This is a genomic window from Comamonas testosteroni ATCC 11996 (assembly GCF_000241525.1).
Lineage (GTDB): Bacteria > Pseudomonadota > Gammaproteobacteria > Burkholderiales > Burkholderiaceae_C > Comamonas > Comamonas testosteroni.
This window is the reverse complement of record NZ_AHIL01000012.1, coordinates 153,794-175,772: the sequence shown is the minus strand read 5'-3', so window position 1 is coordinate 175,772 and position 21,979 is coordinate 153,794. Positions and strand designations below refer to the sequence as shown.

21 protein-coding genes are annotated in these 21,979 nt (G+C 63.5%); 13 read left to right on the top strand and 8 right to left on the bottom strand.

All coding sequences use genetic code 11. The features are described from left to right. Positions 1-48: 48 nt before the first annotated feature. The 7 genes from CTATCC11996_RS06050 to CTATCC11996_RS06020 form a co-directional block, all read right to left on the bottom strand. Positions 49-357, bottom strand: a complete 309-nt coding sequence (locus CTATCC11996_RS06050) for a YciI family protein (protein WP_003074119.1) — start codon at positions 355-357, stop codon at positions 49-51. Positions 358-376: 19 nt separating this feature from the next. Continuing rightward, the gene (locus CTATCC11996_RS06045) at positions 377-1,438 is read right to left on the bottom strand and encodes a cyclase family protein (protein WP_003074117.1); all 1,062 of its coding nucleotides are present in this window, start codon (positions 1,436-1,438) and stop codon (positions 377-379) included. 68 nt (positions 1,439-1,506) lie between these two features. Continuing rightward, complete coding sequence (gene pcaD / locus CTATCC11996_RS06040) at positions 1,507-2,304, bottom strand: 3-oxoadipate enol-lactonase (protein WP_003074114.1); 798 nt, start codon at positions 2,302-2,304, stop codon at positions 1,507-1,509. Between the two features lie 181 nt (positions 2,305-2,485). After that, positions 2,486-3,481 carry a Bug family tripartite tricarboxylate transporter substrate binding protein gene (locus CTATCC11996_RS06035; protein ID WP_003074112.1) on the bottom strand — a complete coding sequence of 332 codons (996 nt, stop codon included), beginning with the start codon at positions 3,479-3,481 and terminating at the stop codon, positions 2,486-2,488. Positions 3,482-3,646: 165 nt separating this feature from the next. Further along, a complete protein-coding gene (pcaF, locus tag CTATCC11996_RS06030) occupies positions 3,647-4,858 on the bottom strand; it encodes a 3-oxoadipyl-CoA thiolase (protein ID WP_003074109.1) in 1,212 nt (403 codons plus the stop codon). Between the two features lie 79 nt (positions 4,859-4,937). Beyond that, on the bottom strand, positions 4,938-5,579 hold the full coding sequence (locus CTATCC11996_RS06025) for a 3-oxoacid CoA-transferase subunit B (RefSeq protein WP_003074107.1): 642 nt from the start codon (positions 5,577-5,579) through the stop codon (positions 4,938-4,940). A 31-nt stretch (positions 5,580-5,610) separates the two neighbouring features. Next, entirely contained in the window at positions 5,611-6,312 is a 702-nt protein-coding gene (locus CTATCC11996_RS06020) for a 3-oxoacid CoA-transferase subunit A (protein ID WP_003058692.1), read from the bottom strand. Between the two features lie 103 nt (positions 6,313-6,415). Between CTATCC11996_RS06020 and CTATCC11996_RS06015 the strand changes: the two genes are divergently transcribed. From CTATCC11996_RS06015 to CTATCC11996_RS06000, 4 genes are all read left to right on the top strand, one after another. Beyond that, positions 6,416-7,252, top strand: a complete 837-nt coding sequence (locus tag CTATCC11996_RS06015) for an IclR family transcriptional regulator (RefSeq protein WP_003074105.1) — start codon at positions 6,416-6,418, stop codon at positions 7,250-7,252. Positions 7,253-7,339: 87 nt separating this feature from the next. After that, positions 7,340-8,047, top strand: coding sequence for a transposase (locus CTATCC11996_RS06010; RefSeq protein WP_003062049.1), 708 nt, complete (start codon positions 7,340-7,342; stop codon positions 8,045-8,047). A 183-nt stretch (positions 8,048-8,230) separates the two neighbouring features. Beyond that, complete coding sequence (locus CTATCC11996_RS06005; protein ID WP_003074103.1) at positions 8,231-12,967, top strand: glutamate synthase-related protein; 4,737 nt, start codon at positions 8,231-8,233, stop codon at positions 12,965-12,967. Positions 12,968-13,040: 73 nt separating this feature from the next. Then, a complete protein-coding gene (locus tag CTATCC11996_RS06000; protein WP_003074101.1) occupies positions 13,041-14,516 on the top strand; it encodes a glutamate synthase subunit beta in 1,476 nt (491 codons plus the stop codon). A 145-nt stretch (positions 14,517-14,661) separates the two neighbouring features. Here CTATCC11996_RS06000 and CTATCC11996_RS05995 read toward each other — a convergent pair whose 3' ends face one another. Then, the gene (locus CTATCC11996_RS05995; protein ID WP_034348277.1) at positions 14,662-15,111 is read right to left on the bottom strand and encodes a DUF3293 domain-containing protein; all 450 of its coding nucleotides are present in this window, start codon (positions 15,109-15,111) and stop codon (positions 14,662-14,664) included. 266 nt (positions 15,112-15,377) lie between these two features. Between CTATCC11996_RS05995 and CTATCC11996_RS05990 the strand changes: the two genes are divergently transcribed. The 9 genes from CTATCC11996_RS05990 to CTATCC11996_RS05950 all read left to right on the top strand — a co-directional run bounded on the left by CTATCC11996_RS05990 (position 15,378) and on the right by CTATCC11996_RS05950 (position 21,943). Continuing rightward, complete coding sequence (locus CTATCC11996_RS05990; RefSeq protein WP_003074097.1) at positions 15,378-16,187, top strand: amino acid ABC transporter substrate-binding protein; 810 nt, start codon at positions 15,378-15,380, stop codon at positions 16,185-16,187. Between the two features lie 143 nt (positions 16,188-16,330). Beyond that, complete coding sequence (locus CTATCC11996_RS05985; protein WP_003058677.1) at positions 16,331-16,984, top strand: amino acid ABC transporter permease; 654 nt, start codon at positions 16,331-16,333, stop codon at positions 16,982-16,984. Then, positions 16,965-17,741 carry an amino acid ABC transporter ATP-binding protein gene (locus tag CTATCC11996_RS05980; RefSeq protein WP_003062063.1) on the top strand — a complete coding sequence of 259 codons (777 nt, stop codon included), beginning with the start codon at positions 16,965-16,967 and terminating at the stop codon, positions 17,739-17,741. Before CTATCC11996_RS05985 ends, CTATCC11996_RS05980 begins: the two co-directional genes overlap by 20 nt. A 221-nt stretch (positions 17,742-17,962) precedes the next feature. Further along, positions 17,963-18,775, top strand: a complete 813-nt coding sequence (locus CTATCC11996_RS05975) for an ABC transporter ATP-binding protein (protein WP_003074093.1) — start codon at positions 17,963-17,965, stop codon at positions 18,773-18,775. Then, on the top strand, positions 18,772-19,548 hold the full coding sequence (mlaE, locus tag CTATCC11996_RS05970; protein WP_003062071.1) for a lipid asymmetry maintenance ABC transporter permease subunit MlaE: 777 nt from the start codon (positions 18,772-18,774) through the stop codon (positions 19,546-19,548). The genes CTATCC11996_RS05975 and mlaE overlap by 4 nt, the downstream gene beginning before the upstream one ends. Before the next feature lie 29 nt (positions 19,549-19,577). After that, a complete protein-coding gene (mlaD, locus tag CTATCC11996_RS05965) occupies positions 19,578-20,087 on the top strand; it encodes an outer membrane lipid asymmetry maintenance protein MlaD (protein WP_003074091.1) in 510 nt (169 codons plus the stop codon). Continuing rightward, a complete protein-coding gene (locus CTATCC11996_RS05960; protein ID WP_080569830.1) occupies positions 20,084-20,884 on the top strand; it encodes an MlaA family lipoprotein in 801 nt (266 codons plus the stop codon). The genes mlaD and CTATCC11996_RS05960 overlap by 4 nt, the downstream gene beginning before the upstream one ends. Positions 20,885-20,964: 80 nt before the next feature. Beyond that, positions 20,965-21,597, top strand: a complete 633-nt coding sequence (locus CTATCC11996_RS05955; RefSeq protein WP_034348276.1) for an MlaC/ttg2D family ABC transporter substrate-binding protein — start codon at positions 20,965-20,967, stop codon at positions 21,595-21,597. A 19-nt stretch (positions 21,598-21,616) separates the two neighbouring features. Then, positions 21,617-21,943, top strand: a complete 327-nt coding sequence (locus tag CTATCC11996_RS05950; protein ID WP_003074086.1) for an STAS domain-containing protein — start codon at positions 21,617-21,619, stop codon at positions 21,941-21,943. Positions 21,944-21,979 lie beyond the last annotated feature (36 nt).

Sequence of the window (21,979 nt, the reverse complement as noted above, 5' to 3'; positions counted from 1 at the left end):
ATACTTTCGGACGGAGTGCGGGGAAAGGGCTGGGCTGTCGGACTTGCGCTAGGCCGCCGCAGGTAGGTGGCTGGTGCCGGCGACATAGGCTTTGCGCCAGCGGGTGATGGACACGCGCTCGAACAGGCCGGCAGCGAAGAAGGGGTCGGACTCTATGAAGGACTGGGCTGCTTCGCGCGTGTCCAGCTCCACCACGTACAGGCCGCCTCCGAGGTCGCTGCCGTCGTCGGCCAGCTTGGCGCCGCAGGCCAGCAGCAGGTGCTTGTGGGTGTCCAGAAAGCGCAGGTGCGCGGGGCGATGGGCCTGGCGCACGGCCTGGTGACCGGGCTTGTCGAAGGTTTCGATGATGAAGGGCATAAAGGCTCCGGTGTTGGGCTCAGACCGTGGCGACGGGCGTGACCGGCGAGGCGATGGCACCCGGCAGGTTCAGCGGCGGTGCCGTGAGCAGAAAGCGGTGGCGGCCGTGCTCGCGCAGCCAGTGCGCCAGCGGCGTCAGGTGCCACAATTCGCCCAGGTGTACGCCCAGCTTGAACAGGCAATGCTCGTGCAGCGGCAGGGCCGCGCAGCAGGCAGCGCCGGGGCGCGCGGGGAAGGCCTCGACCGCGTAGTTGTCGGTGGCGATGACGGCGATCTGGCTGTCGGTGATCCACTGCAGCAGGCGCGCATCGCGCCCGTCGAGCACGGCGCAGGCGTGCTCCAGCACCTCGGGGTCGGGGTTTTTGTGCATGTCCAGCACCCGCTGGGCAAAGCCTGTGTGCAGGCACAGCATGTCGCCGGGCTCGATCTGCACGCCGTCGGCGGCGATGGCCTGCATCAGCTGCTCGTAGCCGACCACGGTGCGGGCGTCGCCGAAGTGGGCGCGCAGGTCCACCATCACCCCGCGGCCCTGCACCCCGTTGCGGGCCATGCCTTCAATGCCCAGGGCCTTGGCACAGCTGGTGCTGGCGTTGTCGTCCAGGCGCGCAGGAATGCCGGTGCCGCTCACGTCGGCCGGGCCCACGATGTCGATACCCGCAGCAAAGCCGTTGTAGTACAGCGGCTCGGGCAGACCGTCGCCGTTGGCATCGAACAGGGCGCCCACATGGGCCAGGCCGTCCCACTGCGTGGAGTACTGCAGCGACAGGATGACCATATCGTCCGAGAGCACATCGGTGCGGCCGGGCTCAAGCTCCTGCAGCAGGCAGTTGAAATTGACGCGGCCCTTGCGCTGCAGCGGACGCAGCACCGGGGGCTTGCGGTTGGGATTGAGGGCGCTGCCGCCCGGGTAGTCCAGCGGCAGGCTCAGCGCAAAGCGCTGGCCGGTCTGCACTTCGGCCACGCCTTGGCGGACTTTTTCGGGGGTCAGCAGGTTCAGGCGGCCGAGCTGGTCGTCTTCACCGAAATCGCCCCAGGTCGAGCCTTCGGGGCGGTGTCTCCAGCGGCGGGAGAGTGTGGGCATGGCGGTCTCCGTGTCACAGGCCGTGGCGGCCGCTGCCACAGAAGGGCAGCCGGTCGTCGCGGCGTCGGTCAGTGCTGGCGTGCAAAGCCGGCAAGGGCTTGTTCGAAGGCCTCGGGCGCCTCCAGATTGGACAGGTGTGAGGCCTGCAGCTCGACCAACTGCGAGCCGGCGATGGCGGCCTGCATGGCCTGGGCATCGGCCACCGTGGTCACGGGGTCATGCGCGCCGGCCACGAGCAGCGTGGGCGTGGCGATGGCGGCAATCGCTTCGCGCAGGTCCTCGCGGGCCAGTGCTTCACAGCAGCTGGCATAGCCTTCGGGGGCGATGCTGGCGATCCAGGCCTGGGCGCGTTGCACCACGGCCGGCTGGGCAGCCGCAAAGCCGGGCGTGAACCAGCGGCCGGGCGACGATTCGGCCAGGGCATGCATGCCGGCTGCGCCGTTGGCGCGCACCTGGGCGGCACGCTCCAGCCAGGCCGACTCCACGCCGATTCTGGCGGCGCTGTTGGCCACGGTGAGGCTGCGCAGGCGCTGGCCGGCATTGACACCCAGCCACAGGCCGGTCAGGCCGCCCATGGAGATGCCGCAGAAATGCGCCTGCTGTACCTGCAGCGCGTCGAGGATGGCCAGCACATCGCGGCCCAACTGGTCAAAGCTGTAGGGGCCGTCGTTGCAGACGCTGGCGCCATGGCCGCGCGTGTCGTAGCGCAGCACGCGAAATTCGCTGCGCAGGGCAGCTGCCTGTGCATCCCACATCTCCAGCGTGGTGCCCAGGGAGTTGGACAGCACCAGCACGGGGGCGTCGGCAGGGCCTTGCAGATCAATGCGGAAATCACCGCTGGCGGTGGAGAGCAGGGAGGTGGTCATACAGGCTCGTAAAAGGCGTGGAAAGAAGCGCGCCGCAGTGGTGCGGCCTGGGTCAGGGGGCAACCGAGCAAGGGCCTTGTCGGCCGCGCCGCCCCGCAGCGCGGGCTGTGTTCCCCTCCCGAAGGAGAGGGAGCCGTGCCACGGGGGAAGCCGCGCAGCGGCTCAGGGGGGGTGTTGGATCTCAAACGCTGGCGCCGGAGTCCTTGACGACCTTGCCCCACTTCTTGGCTTCGGCATCGATGAACTTGGCAAAGCCGTCCTGGGTATCGATCACGACTTCGCCGCCCTGGTCGTTGATCTTCTTGATCACGGCGGGATCCTTGAGCACCTTGGCAATGGCAGCATGCAGTTTTTGCTGGATGTCGGCCGGTGTCTTGACAGGCACGAACAGACCGAACCAGGAGGTGGCCTCATAGCCGGGCACGCCAGCTTCGGCCACGGTGGGTACATCGGGCAGCTCGGGAGAGCGCTTGGCCGTGGTCACGGCGATGGGGCGCAGCTTGCCCGAGCGCACATGCTGGATGGCCGAGGGCATGTTGTCGAACATGATGGCGATCTGGTTGCCCAGCAGGTCGGTGATGGCCGGCGCGCTGCCCTTGTAGGGCACATGCACCATGTCCAGGCGGGTCATGGACTTGAACAGTTCGCCCGACAGATGGATGGAGCTGCCCGAGCCCGAGGAGCCGAAATTCAGCTTGCCGGGATTGGCCTTGGCGTAGGCCATCATTTCCTTGACGGTCTTGAATGGCTGGCTGGGGTGGGCCACCAGCAGATTGGGCACATTGGCGACGCGAGTCAGCGGAGCGAAGTCCTTGACCGGGTCGAAGGGCATCTTCTTGTACAGGGCTTCGTTGATGGCGTGCGTACCAACCGTTCCCATGAACAGGGTGTAGCCGTCGCCGGCTGCACGGGCTGCGGCCTGGCCGCCGATATTGCCGCCTGCGCCGGGGCGGTTGTCGATGATGATGCTCTGGCCCAGTTCGGTACTCAGGGCCTGACCCACCACGCGCGCCAGAATGTCGGTCGTGCCGCCGGCCGAGAAGGGCACGATCATGGTGATGGGCTTGCTGGGATAGGACGCCTGGGCCATGGCGGGAGCAGCGCCAAGAGCGAACAGGGCGGTTGCTGCCAGGGTCTGCAGGCTGCGGCGGCGCGAGAAGGAAAGGGAATTGAACATCTAGGTCTCCGGAAAAAGGCAAGACACCGCCGGCCAATGGCCGGGGCGCGGGCTGCCGCGGTGGCACACCTCAGAGAGGAGGTGCACGTCAGCGGTCGTTGTTTTGGTGTAAGAGGCAAGGGGGCGGCAGCAGGCCGGACTGATCCGGCCCTGCCGCAGTCGGAATCAGACGCGTTCGAGCACCACGGCAATGCCCTGGCCCACGCCGATGCACATGGTGCACAGCGCGTAGCGCCCGCCAAAGGCATGCAACTGGTTCACGGCCGTGGTGGCCAGGCGGGCGCCCGATGCGCCCAGAGGGTGACCCAGGGCGATGGCGCCGCCCCACTGGTTGACACGGCGGTCGTCGTCGGCAATGCCCAGGTCGCGCAGCACGGCCAGGCCCTGTGCAGCAAAAGCTTCGTTGAGCTCGATGACATCCATTTGCTCAAGAGTCAGGCCGGTCTGGGCCAGCACCTTGCGCACGGCGGGAGCGGGGCCGAAGCCCATGATGCGCGGCGCGACGCCGGCCACGGCCATGCCGACCACACGGGCGCGCGGCACCAGGCCGTACTGTTTGGCTGCCTCCTCGTTGGCCAGCAGCAGTGCGCAGGCACCGTCGTTGACGCCGCTGGCGTTGCCGGCCGTGACCGTGCCATCTGGGCGTACCACGCCCTTGAGCCTGGCCAGTGCCTCGATGGTGGTGGCTCGGGGGTGTTCGTCCTGGCTCACGACAATGGGGTCGCCCTTCTTCTGGGCGATGGACACGGGCACGATCTCACGTGCCAGATGGCCGGCGGCAATTGCGGCCGCTGCCTTTTCCTGGCTGGCCAGGGCCATGCTGTCCTGGGCTTCGCGTTCGATCCCGAAATCGTCGGCCACGTTTTCGGCGGTCTCGGGCATGGAGTCCACGCCGAACTGGGCTTTCATCAGCTTGTTGACAAAGCGCCAGCCGATGGTGGTGTCGTAGACAGCATTGCTGCGGCTGAAGGCGGACTCGGCCTTGGGCATGACGAAGGGGGCGCGGCTCATGCTTTCCACGCCGCCGGCAATCATCAGGCGGGCTTCGCCGGACTTGATGGCACGCGCGGCCGTGCCGACAGCGTCAAGGCCCGAGCCGCACAGGCGGTTGATGGTGGCTCCGGGCACGTCGATGGGCAGGCCGGCCAGCAGCGCCGACATGCGGGCCACGTTGCGGTTGTCCTCGCCGGCCTGATTGGCACAGCCATAGAGCACATCGGCCACGGCGGTCCAGTCCACGTCGGGGTTGCGCTGCATCAGCGCCTTGATGGGCAAGGCGCCCAGATCATCGGTGCGCACGCTGGACAGCGCTCCGCCGTAGCGACCGAAGGGGGTGCGGATGGCGTCGCAGATAAAGGCTTGGTTCTGGTTGCTCATGGCATGTCTCCGTTATGAAATTGAACTTCTGGTGCAGACCGGATTGACCTGAAGGCCGTCAGCGGGCCGCTCAGGCCGCTCAGGCCGCAATGGGCAGGCCGACGATGCGCTCGAGTTCGGCGTGCTCCAGGCCTTCGACCTTGTCGATCAGGCGCAGCCCCTCGGCTGTGCATGCCAGGGTGCACAGATCTGTGTAGATGCGTTTGACACAGCCCAGGCCGGTCAGCGGGTAGCTGCACTGGGCCACGACCTTGCTCTCGCCCTTTTTGGTGAGCAGATCCATCATCACCCAGGTCTGCTTGGCGCCAATGGCCAGGTCCATGGCTCCGCCCACGGCGGGAATGGCACCGGGCTCGCCCGTGCTCCAGTTGGCCAGGTCGCCCGTGGCCGAAACCTGGAAGGCTCCGAGCACGCAGATGTCCAGGTGGCCGCCGCGCATCATGGCGAAGCTGTCGGCGTGGTGGAAATAGCTGCCGCCGGGCAGCAGGGTCACAGGCTGCTTGCCGGCATTGGTCAGGTCGTAGTCTTCGGAGCCGGCAGCCGGTGCCGGGCCCATGCCCAGAATGCCGTTCTCGCTTTGCAGCACGATTTCGCGTCCTGCGGGAATGTGGTTGGCCACCAGGGTGGGCTGGCCTATGCCCAGATTCACATAGGCACCGTCATGAATGTCCTGGGCCACGCGCAGGGCCAGTTCGTCCTTGCTTCGTTTTTGATAGCTCACGCTTGTATCTCCTTGCTGGACCTTGGCTGGCTCAGGCCGCCTTCTTGAAGCCGCCGGCCTGGGTGGCCACGCGCTCGATCTTCACCACCTGGCTCACATAGATGCCCGGGGTGACCACGGATTCGGGGTCAAGCTGGCCGAGCTCCACGATGTCATGCACGGTGGCCACGGTGAACTTGGCGGCCGAAGCCATCACGGGGCCGAAGTTGCGCGCCGACATGCGGTAGGTCAGATTGCCCCAGCGATCGCCTTTTTCGGCCTTGATCAGCGCCACATCGCCATGGATCGGGTACTCCAGCACATAGTGCTTGCCGTTGATCTCGCGCGTTTCCTTGCCTTTGGCGAGTTCGGTGCCATAGGCCGTGGGGCAGAAGAAAGCGCCTATGCCTGCGGCGGCGGCGCGCATGCGCTCGGCCAGATTGCCCTGGGCCACCAGCTCGAGCTCGATCTTGCCGCTGCGGTACAGCTCGTCGAAGACCCAACTGTCCACCTGGCGCGGGAAGCTGCAGATGATCTTGCGTACCTGGCCGGTCTTGAGCAGGGCGGCCAGACCGGTGTCGCCATTACCGGCATTGTTGTTGACCACGGTAAGCTCGCGTGCACCCTGTGCGATCAGGCCGTCGATCAGCTCGCCGGGGATGCCCGAGGTGCCGAAGCCGCCGATGAGCACGGTGGAGCCATCTTGAATGCCTGACAGGGCCTGAGCGACCGAGTCGGCGATCTTGTTGATCATGGGTGTCTCCAATTTTCAATACAAAGACTTGCGCCATTGGCGCTAAAATGTTCGCATATAGAACATTTGTTCGCTAAAAGAATTGTAGGAAAGGATGAAGAAAATGGAGACTGTAAAAACCACATCAGGGAAAACCCCTGGGGAGGCCGATGCGGCCCCGCTCAAGCCCGGCGACAGCTATGTGCAGTCCTTTGCCCGGGGGCTGGAAGTCATACGCTCGTTCAGCGCCAGGGCGCCGGAGCAGACGCTCAGCGAGGTGGCTGCCGCCACGGGTCTGACGCGAGCCGGTGCAAGGCGCATCCTGCTGACGCTGCAGACGCTGGGCTATGTGCGCAGCGACGGCAAGTACTACGCACTCACGCCGCGCATCCTGGATCTGGGCTTTGCCTATCTGAGCTCCACGCCGCTGTGGAATCTGGCCGAGCCGGCCATGGAGGCGCTGGTGGACGAGGTCAAGGAGTCATGCTCGGCCGCCGTACTCGAAGGCCTGGACGTGGTCTATGTGCTTCGCGTGCACACGCACAAGATCATGAGCACCAATCTGGGCGTGGGCTCGCGACTGCCCGCCTTCTGGACATCCATGGGCCGGGTGCTGCTGGCGGCACTGCCCCCCGATGAACTGCGGGCGCTGATGGCCCGGCGCGAGAAGCGCGCCTTCACGCGCCACACGCTGACCAGCGACGACGAGCTGCATGCCGAGATTGCCCGCGTGCGCGAGCAGGGCTGGGCCCTGCTCAACCAGGAGCTGGAGGAGGGCCTGATCTCGATTGCCGCCCCCATACGCAATGCGCGCGGCCAGACCGTGGCGGCGCTCAATATCAGTGGCCAGGCCAACCGCACCAGCGAGCAGATGATGCGCGAGCGGCTGCTGCCTCAACTGCTGGCCGCTACGCGCCACATCAGCCAGTTGCTGAGTGCTTCGGGCCGCATGCATCTGTGATGTCTGGCGCCTGAGGAGGCGTCGGCCCTGGCGCGACGCTTCATAATGACCGAACGCCTTCCCCCTCGCCCTGAACAAGTCCGCTCCATGGCCCGTCTTCCCCGTCTCACGCTGGCAAACATGCCGCACCACATCATCCAGCGTGGCAACAACAGCGGCGAGATCTTTGTGGACGCGCAGGATCGCCTGGTCATGCTGGATCTGATGCGTGAGATGGCGCGGCGCTTCGAGGTCGATGTGCATGCCTATGTGCTCATGCCCAATCACTTCCATCTGCTGCTGACGCCCAGGACCGAGCAGGGCGTGCCCCAGTTCATGCAGGCCGTGGGGCGCAGCTATGTGCGCTACTTCAACAACCGGCACGGGCGTACCGGCACCCTCTGGGAGGGGCGCTACCGCTGCACCGTGCTGCAGGCCGAGCAATGGCTGATGGCCACCATGGTCTCCATGGATCTCAATCCCGTGCGCGACGGATTGGTGCAGCGCGCGGTCGACTGGCCCTGGTCCAGCTATGCGCACAACGCAGGCCTGCAAAGCGATGCACTCATCAGCCCGCACGCGCTTTTCTGGGCTCTGGGCAACACGCCGTTTGCCCGTGATGCCGCTTATGTCAGGGCCGTGGAGGCCGGTCTGGATGCCGATACCCAGGCGCAGATCAGCCATGCGGCACTGCGTGGCTGGGCTCTGGGCGAGCCCGATTTCATTGAAAATTTGCAACAGAAAACCGAGCGGCGCGTGAAGCGGCAGAAGGCCGGAAGGCCTGCAGCACGCACAGCTTCGGTGCATGAGGACTAGGGGGTTCCTTCAACCCCTTGTTTTTATTGAATTGCTTTGTTCTGTTTTTATATGTCCCTAATTAAATGCAAATAAAAAAAGTTGGGAATTAATTGGAATCTGACCCCAATTAAAACTTATTGCATAACTTCATGTCCTGTCGTAATCTTGCGTTCCCCGCGATTGATATAAGAGGATTCCCCCATGACGACTGCTGCCGAGATCAAGTATCTCCAGGACCACGGTCTGTACTCCAAGAGCAACGAACACGATGCCTGTGGTCTGGGCTTTGTGGCCCATATCAAGGGTCAGAAGCGCCATGACATCGTGCTGGGGGCACTGAAGATCCTCGAAAACATCGACCATCGCGGTGCGGTGGGCGCGGACCCACTGATGGGCGACGGCGCCGGTATCCTGATCCAGATCCCGGATCAGCTCTACCGCGAAGAAATGGCCAAGCAGGGCGTGGCACTGCCTCCTGCCGGCGAATATGGCGTGGGCATGATCTTCCTGCCCAAGGAGCATGCCTCTCGTCTGGCTTGCCAGCAGGAGATGGAGCGCGCCATCAAGGCCGAAGGTCAGGTGCTGCTGGGCTGGCGCGATGTGCCGGTGAACCGCGACATGCCCATGTCGCCCACCGTGCAGGAAAAGGAACCCATCCTGCGCCAGGTCTTCATCGGCCGTGGCGCCGATGTCATCGTGCAGGACGCGCTGGAGCGCAAGCTGTACGTGATCCGCAAGACGGCCTCGGCTGCCATCCAGAACCTGGGCCTCAAGCACAGCAAGGAATACTACGTTCCCAGCATGAGCAGCCGCACCGTGGTCTACAAGGGCCTGCTGCTGGCCGATCAGGTGGGCGTGTACTACCGCGATCTGGCCGACGAGCGCTGCGTCTCGGCCATCGGCCTGGTGCACCAGCGTTTCTCCACCAACACCTTCCCCGAGTGGCCTCTGGCTCACCCCTACCGCTATGTGGCCCACAACGGTGAAATCAACACCGTGCGCGGCAACTACAACTGGATGCTGGCGCGCGAAGGCGTGATGGCCTCTCCCGTGCTGGGCGAAGACCTGCAAAAGCTCTATCCGATCAGCTTTGCCGGCCAGTCCGACACCGCCACCTTCGACAACTGCCTGGAACTGCTGACCATGGCCGGCTACCCCATCAGCCAGGCCGTGATGATGATGATTCCCGAGCCCTGGGAGCAGCACGAAGCCATGGACGAACGCCGCCGCGCCTTCTATGAGTACCACGCTGCGATGATCGAGCCCTGGGACGGCCCCGCCTCCATCGTGTTCACCGATGGCCGCCAGATCGGCGCCACGCTGGACCGCAACGGTCTGCGTCCCTCGCGCTACTGCATCACCGATGACGATATGGTGATCCTGGCTTCCGAAGCCGGCGTGCTGCCCGTGCCCGATAGCAAGATCGTGCGCAAGTGGCGCCTGCAGCCCGGCAAGATGCTGCTGATCGACCTGGAGCAAGGTCGCATGATCGAAGACGAAGAGCTCAAGGCCAACGTCGTCAACACCAAGCCCTACAAGCAGTGGATCGAGAACCTGCGCATCAAGCTCGACGAGGTGGAAATCCCCGCCGACTTCAAGGCACCCGCAGCCAAGACCGAGCTGTCCCTGCTGGACCGCCAGCAAGCCTTCGGCTTCACGCAGGAAGACATCAAGTTCCTGCTGACCCCCATGGCCGAAAAGGGCGAGGAAGGCATTGGCTCCATGGGCAACGACAGCCCGCTGGCCGTGCTGTCCGACAAGAACAAGCCGCTGTACAACTACTTCCGTCAGATGTTCGCCCAGGTGACGAACCCCCCCATCGACCCGATCCGCGAAGCGATCGTGATGTCGCTGGTGTCGTTCGTGGGTCCCAAGCCCAACCTGCTGGACATCAACCAGGTCAACCCGCCCATGCGCCTGGAGCTGCAGCAGCCCGTGCTCGACTTCGAAGGCATGGCCAGGCTGCGTGATATCGAAAAGCGCACCAACGGCAAGTTCAAGAGCTCGACGATCGACATCACCTACCCGCTGTCCTGGGGCAAGCAGGGCGTGGAAGCCAAGCTGGCCTCGCTGTGCGCCCACGCCGTGGACGAGATCAAGGGCGGTGCCAACATCCTGATCATCAGCGACCGCAACATGAGCGCCACGCAAGTGGCCATCCCTGCGCTGCTGGCGCTGTCCGCCATCCACCAGCATCTGGTGCGTGAAGGTCTGCGCACCACCGCCGGTCTGGTGGTGGAAACCGGCACCGCCCGCGAAGTGCATCACTTCGCCGTGCTGGCCGGCTACGGTGCGGAAGCCGTGCACCCCTATCTGGCGATGGAGACCCTGGTCGACATCTTCAGCCGCGAAGCTGCGCCCATCACTGCCGACAAGGCCATCTATCACTATGTGAAGGCCATCGGCAAGGGTCTGTCCAAGATCATGTCCAAGATGGGCGTGTCCACCTATATGTCCTACTGCGGCGCCCAGCTGTTCGAAGCCGTGGGCCTGAACAGCGAGACCGTGGACAAGTACTTCACGGGCACGGCCAGCCGTGTGGAAGGTATCGGCGTCTTCGAGATTGCCGAGGAAACCATCCGCAACCACGAGGCTGCCTTCAGCGACGACCCCGTGCTGGAAACCATGCTGGATGCCGGCGGCGAGTACGCTTGGCGTGCCCGTGGCGAAGAGCATATGTGGACGCCTGACGTGATCGCCAAGCTGCAGCACTCCACACGTGCCAACAACTTCAGCACCTACAAGGAATACGCCCAGCTGATCAACGACCAGACCAAGCGCCACATGACGCTGCGCGGCCTGTTCGAGTTCAAGTTCGATCCCGCCAAGGCGATTCCCGTGGACCAGGTCGAGTCGGCCAAGGAAATCGTCAAGCGCTTTGCCACGGGTGCCATGTCGCTGGGCTCCATCTCCACCGAAGCCCATGCCACGCTGGCCGTGGCCATGAACCGCATCGGCGGCAAGAGCAACACCGGCGAAGGCGGCGAAGATCCCAAGCGCTATCGCAACGAGCTCAAGGGCATCCCCATCAGCAAGGGTGAAACCCTGGCTTCCATCATCGGCAAGGACAAGGTCGAGTCCGATATCGAACTGCAGGCCGGCGACTCGCTGCGCTCCAAGATCAAGCAGGTCGCGTCCGGTCGTTTCGGTGTGACTGCCGAATATCTGGCTTCTTCGGACCAGATCCAGATCAAGATGGCTCAGGGCGCCAAGCCCGGTGAAGGCGGTCAGCTGCCCGGCGGCAAAGTCTCCGACTACATCGGTGCACTGCGTCACTCGGTGCCGGGTGTGGGCCTGATCTCGCCTCCTCCCCACCACGACATCTACTCGATCGAAGACCTGGCACAGCTGATCCACGATCTGAAGAACGTGGCTCCGCACGCCAGCATCAGCACCAAGCTGGTGTCCGAAGTCGGTGTGGGCACGATTGCCGCAGGCGTGACCAAGTGCAAGAGCGACCACCTGGTGATCGCAGGGCACGACGGCGGCACCGGCGCTTCGCCCTGGTCCTCCATCAAGCATGCTGGCGGTCCCTGGGAAATCGGCCTGGCCGAGACCCAGCAGACCTTGGTGCTGAACCGTCTGCGCGGCCGTGTGCGTGTGCAGGCCGACGGCCAGATGAAGACCGGTCGCGACGTGATCATCGGCGCTCTGCTGGGTGCCGACGAGTTCGGCTTCGCCACGGCTCCGCTGGTGGTGGAAGGCTGCATCATGATGCGCAAATGCCACCTCAACACCTGCCCCGTGGGCGTGGCCACGCAAGACCCCGTGCTGCGTGCCAAGTTCACCGGCAAGCCCGAGCATGTGGTGAACTATTTCTTCTTCATCGCTGAAGAAGTGCGCCAGATCATGGCCCAGCTGGGCATTGCCAAGTTCGACGACCTGATCGGCCGCTCTGACCTGCTCGACACCCGCAAGGGCATCGAACACTGGAAGGCTCAGGGCCTGGACTTCAGCCGTCTGTTTGCCCAGCCCGAAGTGCCTGCCGACGTGGCCCGCTATCACGTGGAAAGCCAGGATCACCTGCTGGACAAGGCGCTGGACGTCAAGCTCATCGAGCGCTGCAAGCCCGCCATCGAAAACGGCGAGAAGGTGCGCATCATGGAAGTGGCGCGCAACGTCAACCGCTCCGTCGGTGCCATGCTCTCGGGCGCGGTGACCAAGCATCACGCCGAAGGCCTGCCAGACGATACCATCCGCATCCACTTCGAAGGTACGGGCGGCCAGTCCTTTGGTGCCTTCCTGTGCAACGGCATCACGCTGAACCTCAGCGGCGAAGCCAACGACTACACCGGCAAGGGCCTGTCCGGCGGCCGTGTGGTGGTGCATCCCAGCCATGAATTCCGTGGCTCGACCACGACCAACACCATCGTGGGCAACACCGTGATGTTCGGCGCCACCAGCGGTGAAGCCTTCTTCAGCGGCGTGGCCGGCGAGCGCTTTGCCGTGCGCCTGTCCGGCGCCACGGCCGTGGTCGAAGGCGTGGGTGACCACGGCTGCGAATACATGACCGGCGGTACCGTGGTCGTGCTGGGCAAGACTGGCCGCAACTTCGCGGCCGGCATGAGCGGCGGCGTGGCCTATGTCTACGACGAGGACGGCAAGTTTGCCGAGCGTTGCAACACCGCTTCGGTGAAGCTGGAAAAGGTGCTGCCGCACGACGAGTTTGTCTCTCGTGTCGATCCCGGCATCTGGCACCGCGGCCAGAGCGACGATCAGCAGCTGCGCAATATGGTGGAGGCTCACAGCCGCTGGACGGGTTCCAAGCGTGCCCGTGATCTGCTGGACAACTGGGCCGCAGCGCGTGCCAAGTTTGTCAAGGTGTTCCCGACCGAGTACCAGCGTGCACTTGGCGAGATCTTTGAACGCAAACAGAAGGAAAAGCAAGCTGCGAAAGCGCCAGCAGCTCCTCAAAAAGAAGCAGTAGCCGCCAAGTAAACACGGCTCGAAGCGGTGGCGGCCAGGCGGCCACCGCACTGCAAGCGAACACAGATTTCAAGGATTAAAGATCATGGGAAAGACCACCGGCTTCATGGAATACGAGCGCATCGAAGAGGGCTATGCCCCCGTTGCGGAACGTCTCAAGCACTACAAGGAATTCGTCATCGGCCTGACCACCGATCAGGCCAAGGTGCAAGCTGCACGCTGCATGGACTGCGGCACGCCGTTCTGCAACAACGGCTGCCCGGTCAACAACATCATTCCGGACTTCAACGACCTCGTGTACCAGGGTGACTGGAAGAACGCCATCACCACGCTGCACAGCACCAACAACTTCCCCGAGTTCACGGGCCGCATCTGCCCCGCACCCTGCGAAGCTGCCTGTGTGGCCAATATCAATGGCGACGCCATCGGCATCAAGTCCATCGAGCACTCCATCATCGACCGTGCCTGGAGCGAAGGCTGGGTCAAGCCCCTGCTGCCCAAGCACAAGAGCGGCAAGAAGGTGGCTGTGGTCGGTGCCGGCCCTGCAGGCATGGCAGCTGCCCAGCAACTGGTGCGCGCCGGCCACGACGTGACCCTGTTCGAGAAGAACGACCGCGTCGGCGGCCTGCTGCGCTACGGCATCCCCGACTTCAAGCTGGACAAGGGCCTGATCGACCGCCGTGTCGAGCAGATGGTGGCCGAAGGCCTGAAGATCCGCACCGGCGTGCTGATCGCCGGCAAGGACGGCCTGGGCAAGGATTCCAAGGTCACCAACTGGGCCAAGGAAACCATCAGCCCCGAGCAGCTCAACGCCGAGTTCGATGCCGTGCTGCTGACCGGCGGCTCCGAGCAGTCGCGTGATCTGCCTGTTCCCGGCCGCGATCTGGAAGGCGTGCACTTCGCGATGGAGTTCCTGCCCCAGCAGAACAAGGTCAACGCGGGCGACAAGCTCAAGGGCCAGATCCGTGCCGACGGCAAGCATGTCATCGTCATCGGCGGTGGCGACACCGGCTCCGACTGCGTGGGCACCTCCAACCGCCATGGCGCCAAGAGCGTGACCCAGTTCGAGGTCATGCCCATGCCGCCCGAGCAGGAGAACAAGCCCCTGGTCTGGCCTTACTGGCCGATCAAGCTGCGTACCTCGTCCAGCCACGACGAAGGCGTGGTGCGCGAGTTCGCCATCTCTACCAAGGAATTCGGCGGCGAAAAGGGCAAGGTCAAGAGCCTGACCACCGTTCAGGTCGAGTTCAAGGACGGCAAGCTGAGCGAAGTGCCCGGCACGGAAAAGGTCTGGCCCGCCGATCTGGTGCTGCTGGCCATGGGCTTTGTGAACCCTGTCGCCACGGTGCTCGAAGCCTTTGGCGTCGACAAGGATGCGCGCGGCAACGCCAAGGCCAGCACCGACTTCATCGGCGGCTATGCCACCAGCGTGCCCAAGGTGTTCGCTGCCGGCGACATCCGCCGTGGCCAGTCGCTGGTCGTGTGGGCGATTCGCGAAGGCCGCCAGGCCGCGCGTGCCGTGGACGAGTTCCTGATGGGCGCCAGCGAACTGCCGCGCTGATCATTCGCAGCGGGTCATCACACAAAAGGCATTCTCCGGAATGCCTTTTGTTTTTGATAGCTGCAAGCGCTTGCTTTGAATGGAATTCAGATAGCTTTCAATAGGTTTTTGATTGCTGTAAAGCGCAAGGTGCTATCAAAATCAATCAGCGCAGCCACAGGAGCCGTGGGCGGGCGTCGGCATCGCTCCACAGCACGGCGTTCTGCTGCCAGTGCCGGCCCCATTGCATGGCCGTGTCGGCATCCATGCCCCAGATCAGCACGCTGTCCTCCGCAGGCCAATGGCCGAGCGGGTCCTGGCCCGAGCCGTCCAGATACTGCCAGCCCTCGCTGTCCAGCTCCTGGCGCAGGGCGCGCATGCGGGCGGCGTTCTCCGCCGGCTCTAGGATCTGTCCCCAGGGATTGCAGGCCGTGAGATAGCAGGCGGCCTGGATGGGCTGCCCTCCCAGTTGCCGTCCGAGCCAGTCATTGCGCTCGCCCACACGTAGCGTCTGTGCGACAGCGCTCTTGGTGGTGTCGACCTGGTAGAGCGCGTTGCGATAGGCCTGCTGCAAGGCGGGCGGGAGCTGGCTGGTGTCTGGTGACGGTGATGACATGGTCTGGAATTTTGCAAGCTGCTCATGATGAGGACTTGTGCAAACAAGAATGCAACAACGGCCAGCCTCCTGAGGCAGCCGTCTTGCCTGAACCTGTTTTGCCTAAGTCGTGATGGTTTTGCGACCGGCGAGTGACGTTCTGTCCCGTCTGCGCGACAATAGCGGATTCGGCGCTGGCGGCAGCCCGGCTTCGGAGCGGCTGCGGTGGCCCCGGACGGGAGACAAAGCCTGCTGTCTCCGCTTTTTCCACTTCAAATTTTGACGCCATGAAAAAACGTACCCTGCTGGCCTCGGTGGCCCTGACTGCAATTTTGGCTGCCTGCGGCAAGAACGAGCCCGCAAGCAACACCGCTGCAGCTCCTGCGCCCGCTCCTGCGGCGGTTGCCGCCAAGCTGGTGGTGGGCCTGGACGACAACTTCCCGCCCATGGGTTTCCGTGACGAAAAGAACGAGCTGGTCGGTTTCGATATCGACATGGCCCGTGAAGTGGCCAAGCGCGCCAATATCGAAGTGCAGTTCAAGCCCATCGACTGGAACGCCAAGGAAGCCGAGTTGCTGGGCAAGCGTGTGGATGCGCTGTGGAACGGCCTGACGATTCTGGAAGAGCGCAAGGAAAAGATCCTGTTCTCCGACCCCTACATGGTGAACAAGCAGATCATCATCGTGAAGGCCGGCTCGCCCATCAAGGGCAAGGCTGACATGGTCGGCAAGATCGTGGGCGCCCAGGAAGGCTCCAGCGCCGTGACGGCCCTGACCAAGGACAAGGAGCTGTCGGACAAGTTCAAGGAAACCAAGCTCTTCGGCGACAACATCGCTGCCATGATGGACCTGGAAGCCGGCCGTCTGGACGTGGTGGTGGTGGATGAAGTGGTGGGTCGCTACTACGTCAACAAGAAGCCCGACAACTACGTGGTGCTGGCCGAGGACTTCGGTACCGAAGACTACGGCGTGGGCTTCCGCAAGGACGACGAAGCCACTCGCAACAAGGTCAACGACGTGCTGACCGAAATGAAGAAGGACGGCAAGGCCGCTGAAATCGCCCAGAAGTGGTTCGGCGCCGACGTCATCAAGCACTGATCCCCTTTTGACGTACTGCACCGGCAATGCCTGGCATTGCCGGTTTTTTTTGCGACGACAATGCGTGCAAACACTTCCTCCTGCGCACGCCCGTGCCTGTGGCGGGCTTTCGATAGCTGCAGCGCCACACTGAAGGCCATTTGATGGACTATGTAATCTCGCTCCTGGGGCCCATGTCGGCTGGTGCCCTTGTCACACTCAAGCTGTTCTTCATCACGCTGGCGCTGTCCATTCCCATGGGCCTGGCGCTGGCGCTGATGCGCATCTCCAGCATCAAGCCGCTGAGCAGCGCCGTGGGCGCCTATATCTGGCTGATGCGCGGCACGCCGCTGATGCTGCAGCTGCTGTTCGTGTACTTCGCGCTGCCCTTTGTGCCCTACATCGGTGTGCGCCTGCCCGACTTTCCTGCCGCCGTGGTGGCCTTTGCGCTGAACTACGCGGCCTACTTTGCGGAGATCTTCCGCGCCGGCATCAAGTCCGTGGATCGCGGCCAGTACGAGGGCGCCAAGGTGCTGGGCATGACCTATGCCCAGACCATGCGCCGCATCGTGCTGCCCCAGATGTGGGCCCGCATCCTGCCGCCCGTCAGCAACGAGACCATTACCCTGGTCAAGGACACCTCGCTGATCTATGTGCTGGCACTCAACGATCTGCTGCGCGTGGCGCGCGGCGTGGTGCAGCGCGACTTCAGCTTCACGCCCTTCATCGTGGCTGCGGCCTTCTATCTCATCATGACCCTGGTGCTGACCTGGGGCTTCCAATATCTTGAGAAAAAATATGCCAAGTACGACGCCTGACGTGATGATTTCCGCCCAGGGCATCCACAAGGCCTTTGGCAGCAACGAAGTGCTGCGCGGTGTCTCTTTGGAGCTGCTGCGCGGCGAGGTGGTCGCCGTGATCGGCCCGTCCGGCTCGGGCAAGAGCACCTTTTTGCGCTGCCTCAACCACCTGGAGACGATTGACCGCGGCACCATCAGCATCGAAGGCGAGGTGCTGGCCCGCTCCGAGGGTGAGGCCAGGGCTCAGTATGTGAGCGATGCCGAGATCCGCAAGATCGGCCGCAAGATGGGCATGGTGTTTCAGTCCTTCAATCTGTTTCCCCATCTCACGGTGCTGGAAAACATCATCGAGGCGCCCGTCATCGTCAAGGGCATGAAGCGTGAAGACATCATCCCCAAGGCCGAGGCTCTGCTTGCCAAGGTGGGGCTGGCGGCCAAGCGCGATGCCTATCCCAACCATCTCTCAGGCGGCCAGAAGCAGCGCGTGGCGATTGCGCGTGCGCTGGCCATGGAGCCGGACATTCTGCTGTTCGACGAGCCCACCTCGGCACTGGACCCCGAGCTGACCGGCGAGGTGCTGCGCACCATGCGCGAGCTGGCCGAGGAGCACATGACCATGCTGGTCGTGACCCACGAGATGGGTTTTGCGCGAGAGGTGGCCAACCGCGTCATCTTCATGGACGGTGGCTACATCGTCGAGCAAGGCCCGTCCGAAGCATTCTTTGTGGCGCCTCAACACGAGCGCACCAAGGCATTTCTGCAGAATATGTTGTAAATAAGTCGCAGCTGCCGATGAGATTTCATATCGCAAAAAAGGCAGTTTGCGCATGCACAACAAGCGCTGGCAGCTCCTGAAACAGGAGTGAAGACTCCATGACCCAGGCCAAGGCTTGAAGAAACATTCACGAATGTATGTTTACTTGGGGCTAACCCGAGCTTTTTGCTGAGCTTGTCGGCACAATACCAGTTTGCTTTTTCTTGAGCGGCTATTCACGCATGTCATCCAACGCCCCCTTTGTGGAACTGCGCAATGTCACCTTTGGCTATGGTGACCGCGTCATCCTGCGCGATCTGTCCCTGCATGTGCCGCGCGGCAAGGTCACGGCGCTGATGGGCGCATCGGGCGGAGGCAAGACCACGGTGCTGCGTCTGATCGGCGGGCAGAACCACGCCCAGCAGGGGCAGGTACTGTTTGACGGCCAGGATGTGACCACCATGGATGCGCAGCAGCTCTACGCCGCGCGTCGCCGCATGGGCATGCTGTTTCAGTTCGGTGCGCTGTTCACCGACATGAGCGTGTTCGACAACGTGGCCTTTCCGCTGCGCGAGCACACCGATCTGCCCGAAGAGCTGATCCGCGACATCGTGCTCATGAAGCTGCATGCCGTGGGCCTGCGCGGTGCGCGCGATCTGATGCCTTCCCAGGTCTCGGGCGGCATGGCCCGCCGCGTGGCACTGGCCCGCGCGATTGCGCTGGATCCCGAACTCATCATGTATGACGAGCCTTTCGCGGGCCTGGACCCTATTTCACTGGGGACCTCGGCGCAGCTGATCCGTCAGCTCAACGATGCCATGGGCCTGACTTCGATTCTGGTTTCCCACGACCTGGAGGAAACCTTCCGCGTGGCCGACCATGTGGTGATTCTGGGGGCCGGAGGCGTTGCCGCTCAGGGCACACCCGATGAGGTGCGCGCCAGCGCCGACCCGCTGGTGCAGCAGTTCATCCATGCCAGACCCACGGGGCCTGTGCCATTCCACTATCCCGGGGTCAGCGCCGACGAGGACTTCGGCAGCAGGAGGCGTGCATGAACTTTCTCGCACGCATTGGCCTGGCAGTGCGCTGTCAGCTGGTCAACATGGGGATTGGCGCGCGCCTGCTGTGGCGCCTGCTGGGCTTGATGGGGCCGGCGCTCAGGCGTCCGCGCCTGATCGGCGACCAGATTCACTTTCTGGGCAATTATTCGCTGGCCATCATCGGCGTCTCCGGACTGTTCGTGGGCTTTGTGCTGGGTCTGCAGGGCTATTACATCCTGCAGCGCTATGGCTCGGCCGAGGCGCTGGGCATGATGGTGGCCCTGAGCCTGCTGCGCGAGCTGGGACCTGTGGTCACGGCCTTGCTGTTCGCGGGTCGTGCCGGCACGGCCCTGACTGCCGAAATCGGCCTGATGAAGGCCGGCGAGCAGCTGTCGGCCATGGAGATGATGGCGGTTGACCCCGTCAAACGCATCCTGGCGCCGCGCTTCTGGGCCGGTCTGATCACCATGCCTTTGCTGGCTGCGGTCTTCAGTGCCGTCGGCGTGCTGGGCGGCTGGCTGGTGGGCGTGGTGATGATCGGCGTCGACAGCGGTGCTTTCTGGGGGCAGATGCAGCAGGGGGTGGACTGGTGGAGCGATCTGGGCAATGGCGTGCTCAAGAGCTTTGTCTTCGGTCTGGCCGTGACCTTTGTGGCCCTGCTTGAGGGCTATGCCGCCAAGCCTACGCCCGAAGGGGTTTCCCGGGCCACCACACGTACCGTGGTCGTGGCTTCGCTGGCGGTGCTGGGTCTGGACTTCCTGCTCACCGCAACCATGTTCAGCATTTGAGGCTGCACAGCAGATAAAGGTAGAAAATCATGCAGCAAAAGAAAAGTGATCTCTGGGTTGGCCTGTTTGTGCTGATCGGTGCTCTGGCCCTGGTGTTCCTGGCCTTGCAGTCGGCCAATCTGCTGAGCCTGAACTTCCAGAAGACCTATACGATTACCGCCCGCTTCGACAATATCGGCGGGCTCAAGCCCAAGGCCGCGGTCAAGAGCGCCGGCGTGGTTGTGGGCCGCATCGAGTCCATCACCTTCAACGACCAGACCTTCCAGGCCAACGTGGCCATGAGCATGGAAACCCGTTACGCCTTTCCCAAGGATAGTTCGCTGAAAATTCTGACAAGCGGTCTGCTGGGCGATCAGTACATTGGTATTGAGGCGGGCGCCAGCGAAGAGAACCTCAAGGCCGGCGACCGCGTGACGGCCACCCAGTCTGCCGTGGTGCTGGAGAATCTGATAGGTCAGTTTCTCTACAGCAAGGCGGAGCAGGGTGGTGATTCCGGTGCTGGCGCAGCCAACGGAGCCAACGGGGGAGCGAAAGAATGATGACTACAACAAGCCCACAGACGAAATTGACGTCAGATAAGAACCAGGCGCTCAGGCGCGTTGCGCTGGCTGCCAGTGTTTGCGTAGCCGCACTGCTGTCCGGCTGCGCCACCACCACCGCGGGCCCTGCCAATCCTGCCGACCCGCTAGAGTCCATGAACCGCAGCATCTACTCCTTCAACGAAGGCGTGGACGAGGCGATCTTCAAGCCCGTGGCCACGGCCTACCAGACCGTGACGCCGCGCGTGGCGCGTCAGGGTGTGACCAACTTCTTCGACAACCTCGGCGATGCCTGGTCCTTCGTCAACAATGTGCTGCAGGGTCAGGGCCAGGGTGCCTACAACTCCATGGTGCGCTTCAGCGTGAACACGGTGCTGGGCATCGGCGGTCTGTTCGACATCGCCAGCGAGGCTGGCATCGAACGCCGCAAGCAGGACTTTGGCCAGACTCTGGGTCGCTGGGGCATGCCCACGGGGCCGTATGTGGTGCTGCCCTTCTGGGGACCGTCCACGGTGCGGGATTCGGCCGGCCTGGTGGTCGATGCCTTCGGCTATCCTGCCAACACCATGGATGATGTGCGCTGGCGCAACAGCCTGTTCGGCCTGCGCATGGTCAACAACCGTGCCAATCTGCTCAAGGCCGGCGATGTGCTGGACTCCGTTGCGCTCGACAAATACAGCCTGGTGCGCGATGTCTATCTGCGCTCACGCATTGGCGGCGCGGCGTCCGGCGGCGATGGCCGTCTCGAAAACTATGATGACGACAACGCCGGCAAGCTGCCCCCAGAAGGCCAGTGAGCCGGTAGAGCTTGGTTACAAACATGATGCACAGGCTGCGTGAGTGCGGTGACACTTGCGGGCCTAGGAGAAAGAACGCAATGAAGATTACTCGTCGCATGTGGGGCATGGCAGCAGGTGCCGTGCTCGCTCTGAATCTGGGCCTGCCCGCAGCCCAGGCTGCTGAGGAAGCGCCCGATGCACTGGTCAAGCGCGTCTCTGCCGATGTGCTGGAGACCATCAAGAAGGATGCATCGCTGCGCAACGGCGATTCCAGCAAGATCAATGCGCTGGTCAACGAGAAGGTCATGCCCTATGTGGACTTTCGCCGCATGACATCGGCCGCGGTCGGTCCGGCCTGGCGTCAGGCCACGCCCGAGCAGCGCCAGAAGCTGCAGGATGAGTTCAAGGCCCTGCTGATTCGCACCTATGCGGGGGCCCTGTCCCAGGTCGGCGATCAGACCATTACCGTCAAGCCTGTGCGCATGGCCGCCGGCGACACCGACGTGCTGGTACGTACCCAGGTCAACGGCCGTGGTGACCCCGTGCAGCTGGATTTCCGTCTGGAAAAGCAGGCCACGGGCTGGAAGCTCTACAACTTCAACGTGCTCGGTGTGTGGCTGGTGGAAACCTATCGCAACCAGTTTGCGCAGGAAATCAATGCCAACGGCATCGATGGCCTGATCAAGACCCTGGCCTCGCGCAGCTCCATGCCGGCCACGGCCACCAAGTAAGCAAAGCGCTTCAGACGTCATGGCCCGCTCAGCTAGCAACCCTCTGCAACTGCCCAAGGAACTGACCTATCGTCAGGGGCGCGACTGTCTGCTGCGTCTGCGTCCGCTGGTCACAGGCCATGCGGATGCCCAGGTGGTGGTGGATGCCAGTGCCGTCAAGGTGTTTGACTCGGCGGCCCTGGCCGTGCTGCTGGCCTGCCGGCGCGCGGCGCAGGAGGTGGGCAAGCAGCTCATCGTCGAAGGTCTGCCCAAGGGGCTGCAGTCCATGGCCGCGCTGTATGGCGTGGACGGCTTGCTGATGCCCGCTCCTGTGCCCGATGCGGCCGCCACCGCTCAGCAGGGCTAGGCTGACGAATCACTGTGTCCGGCTAAGCCCCGCCAA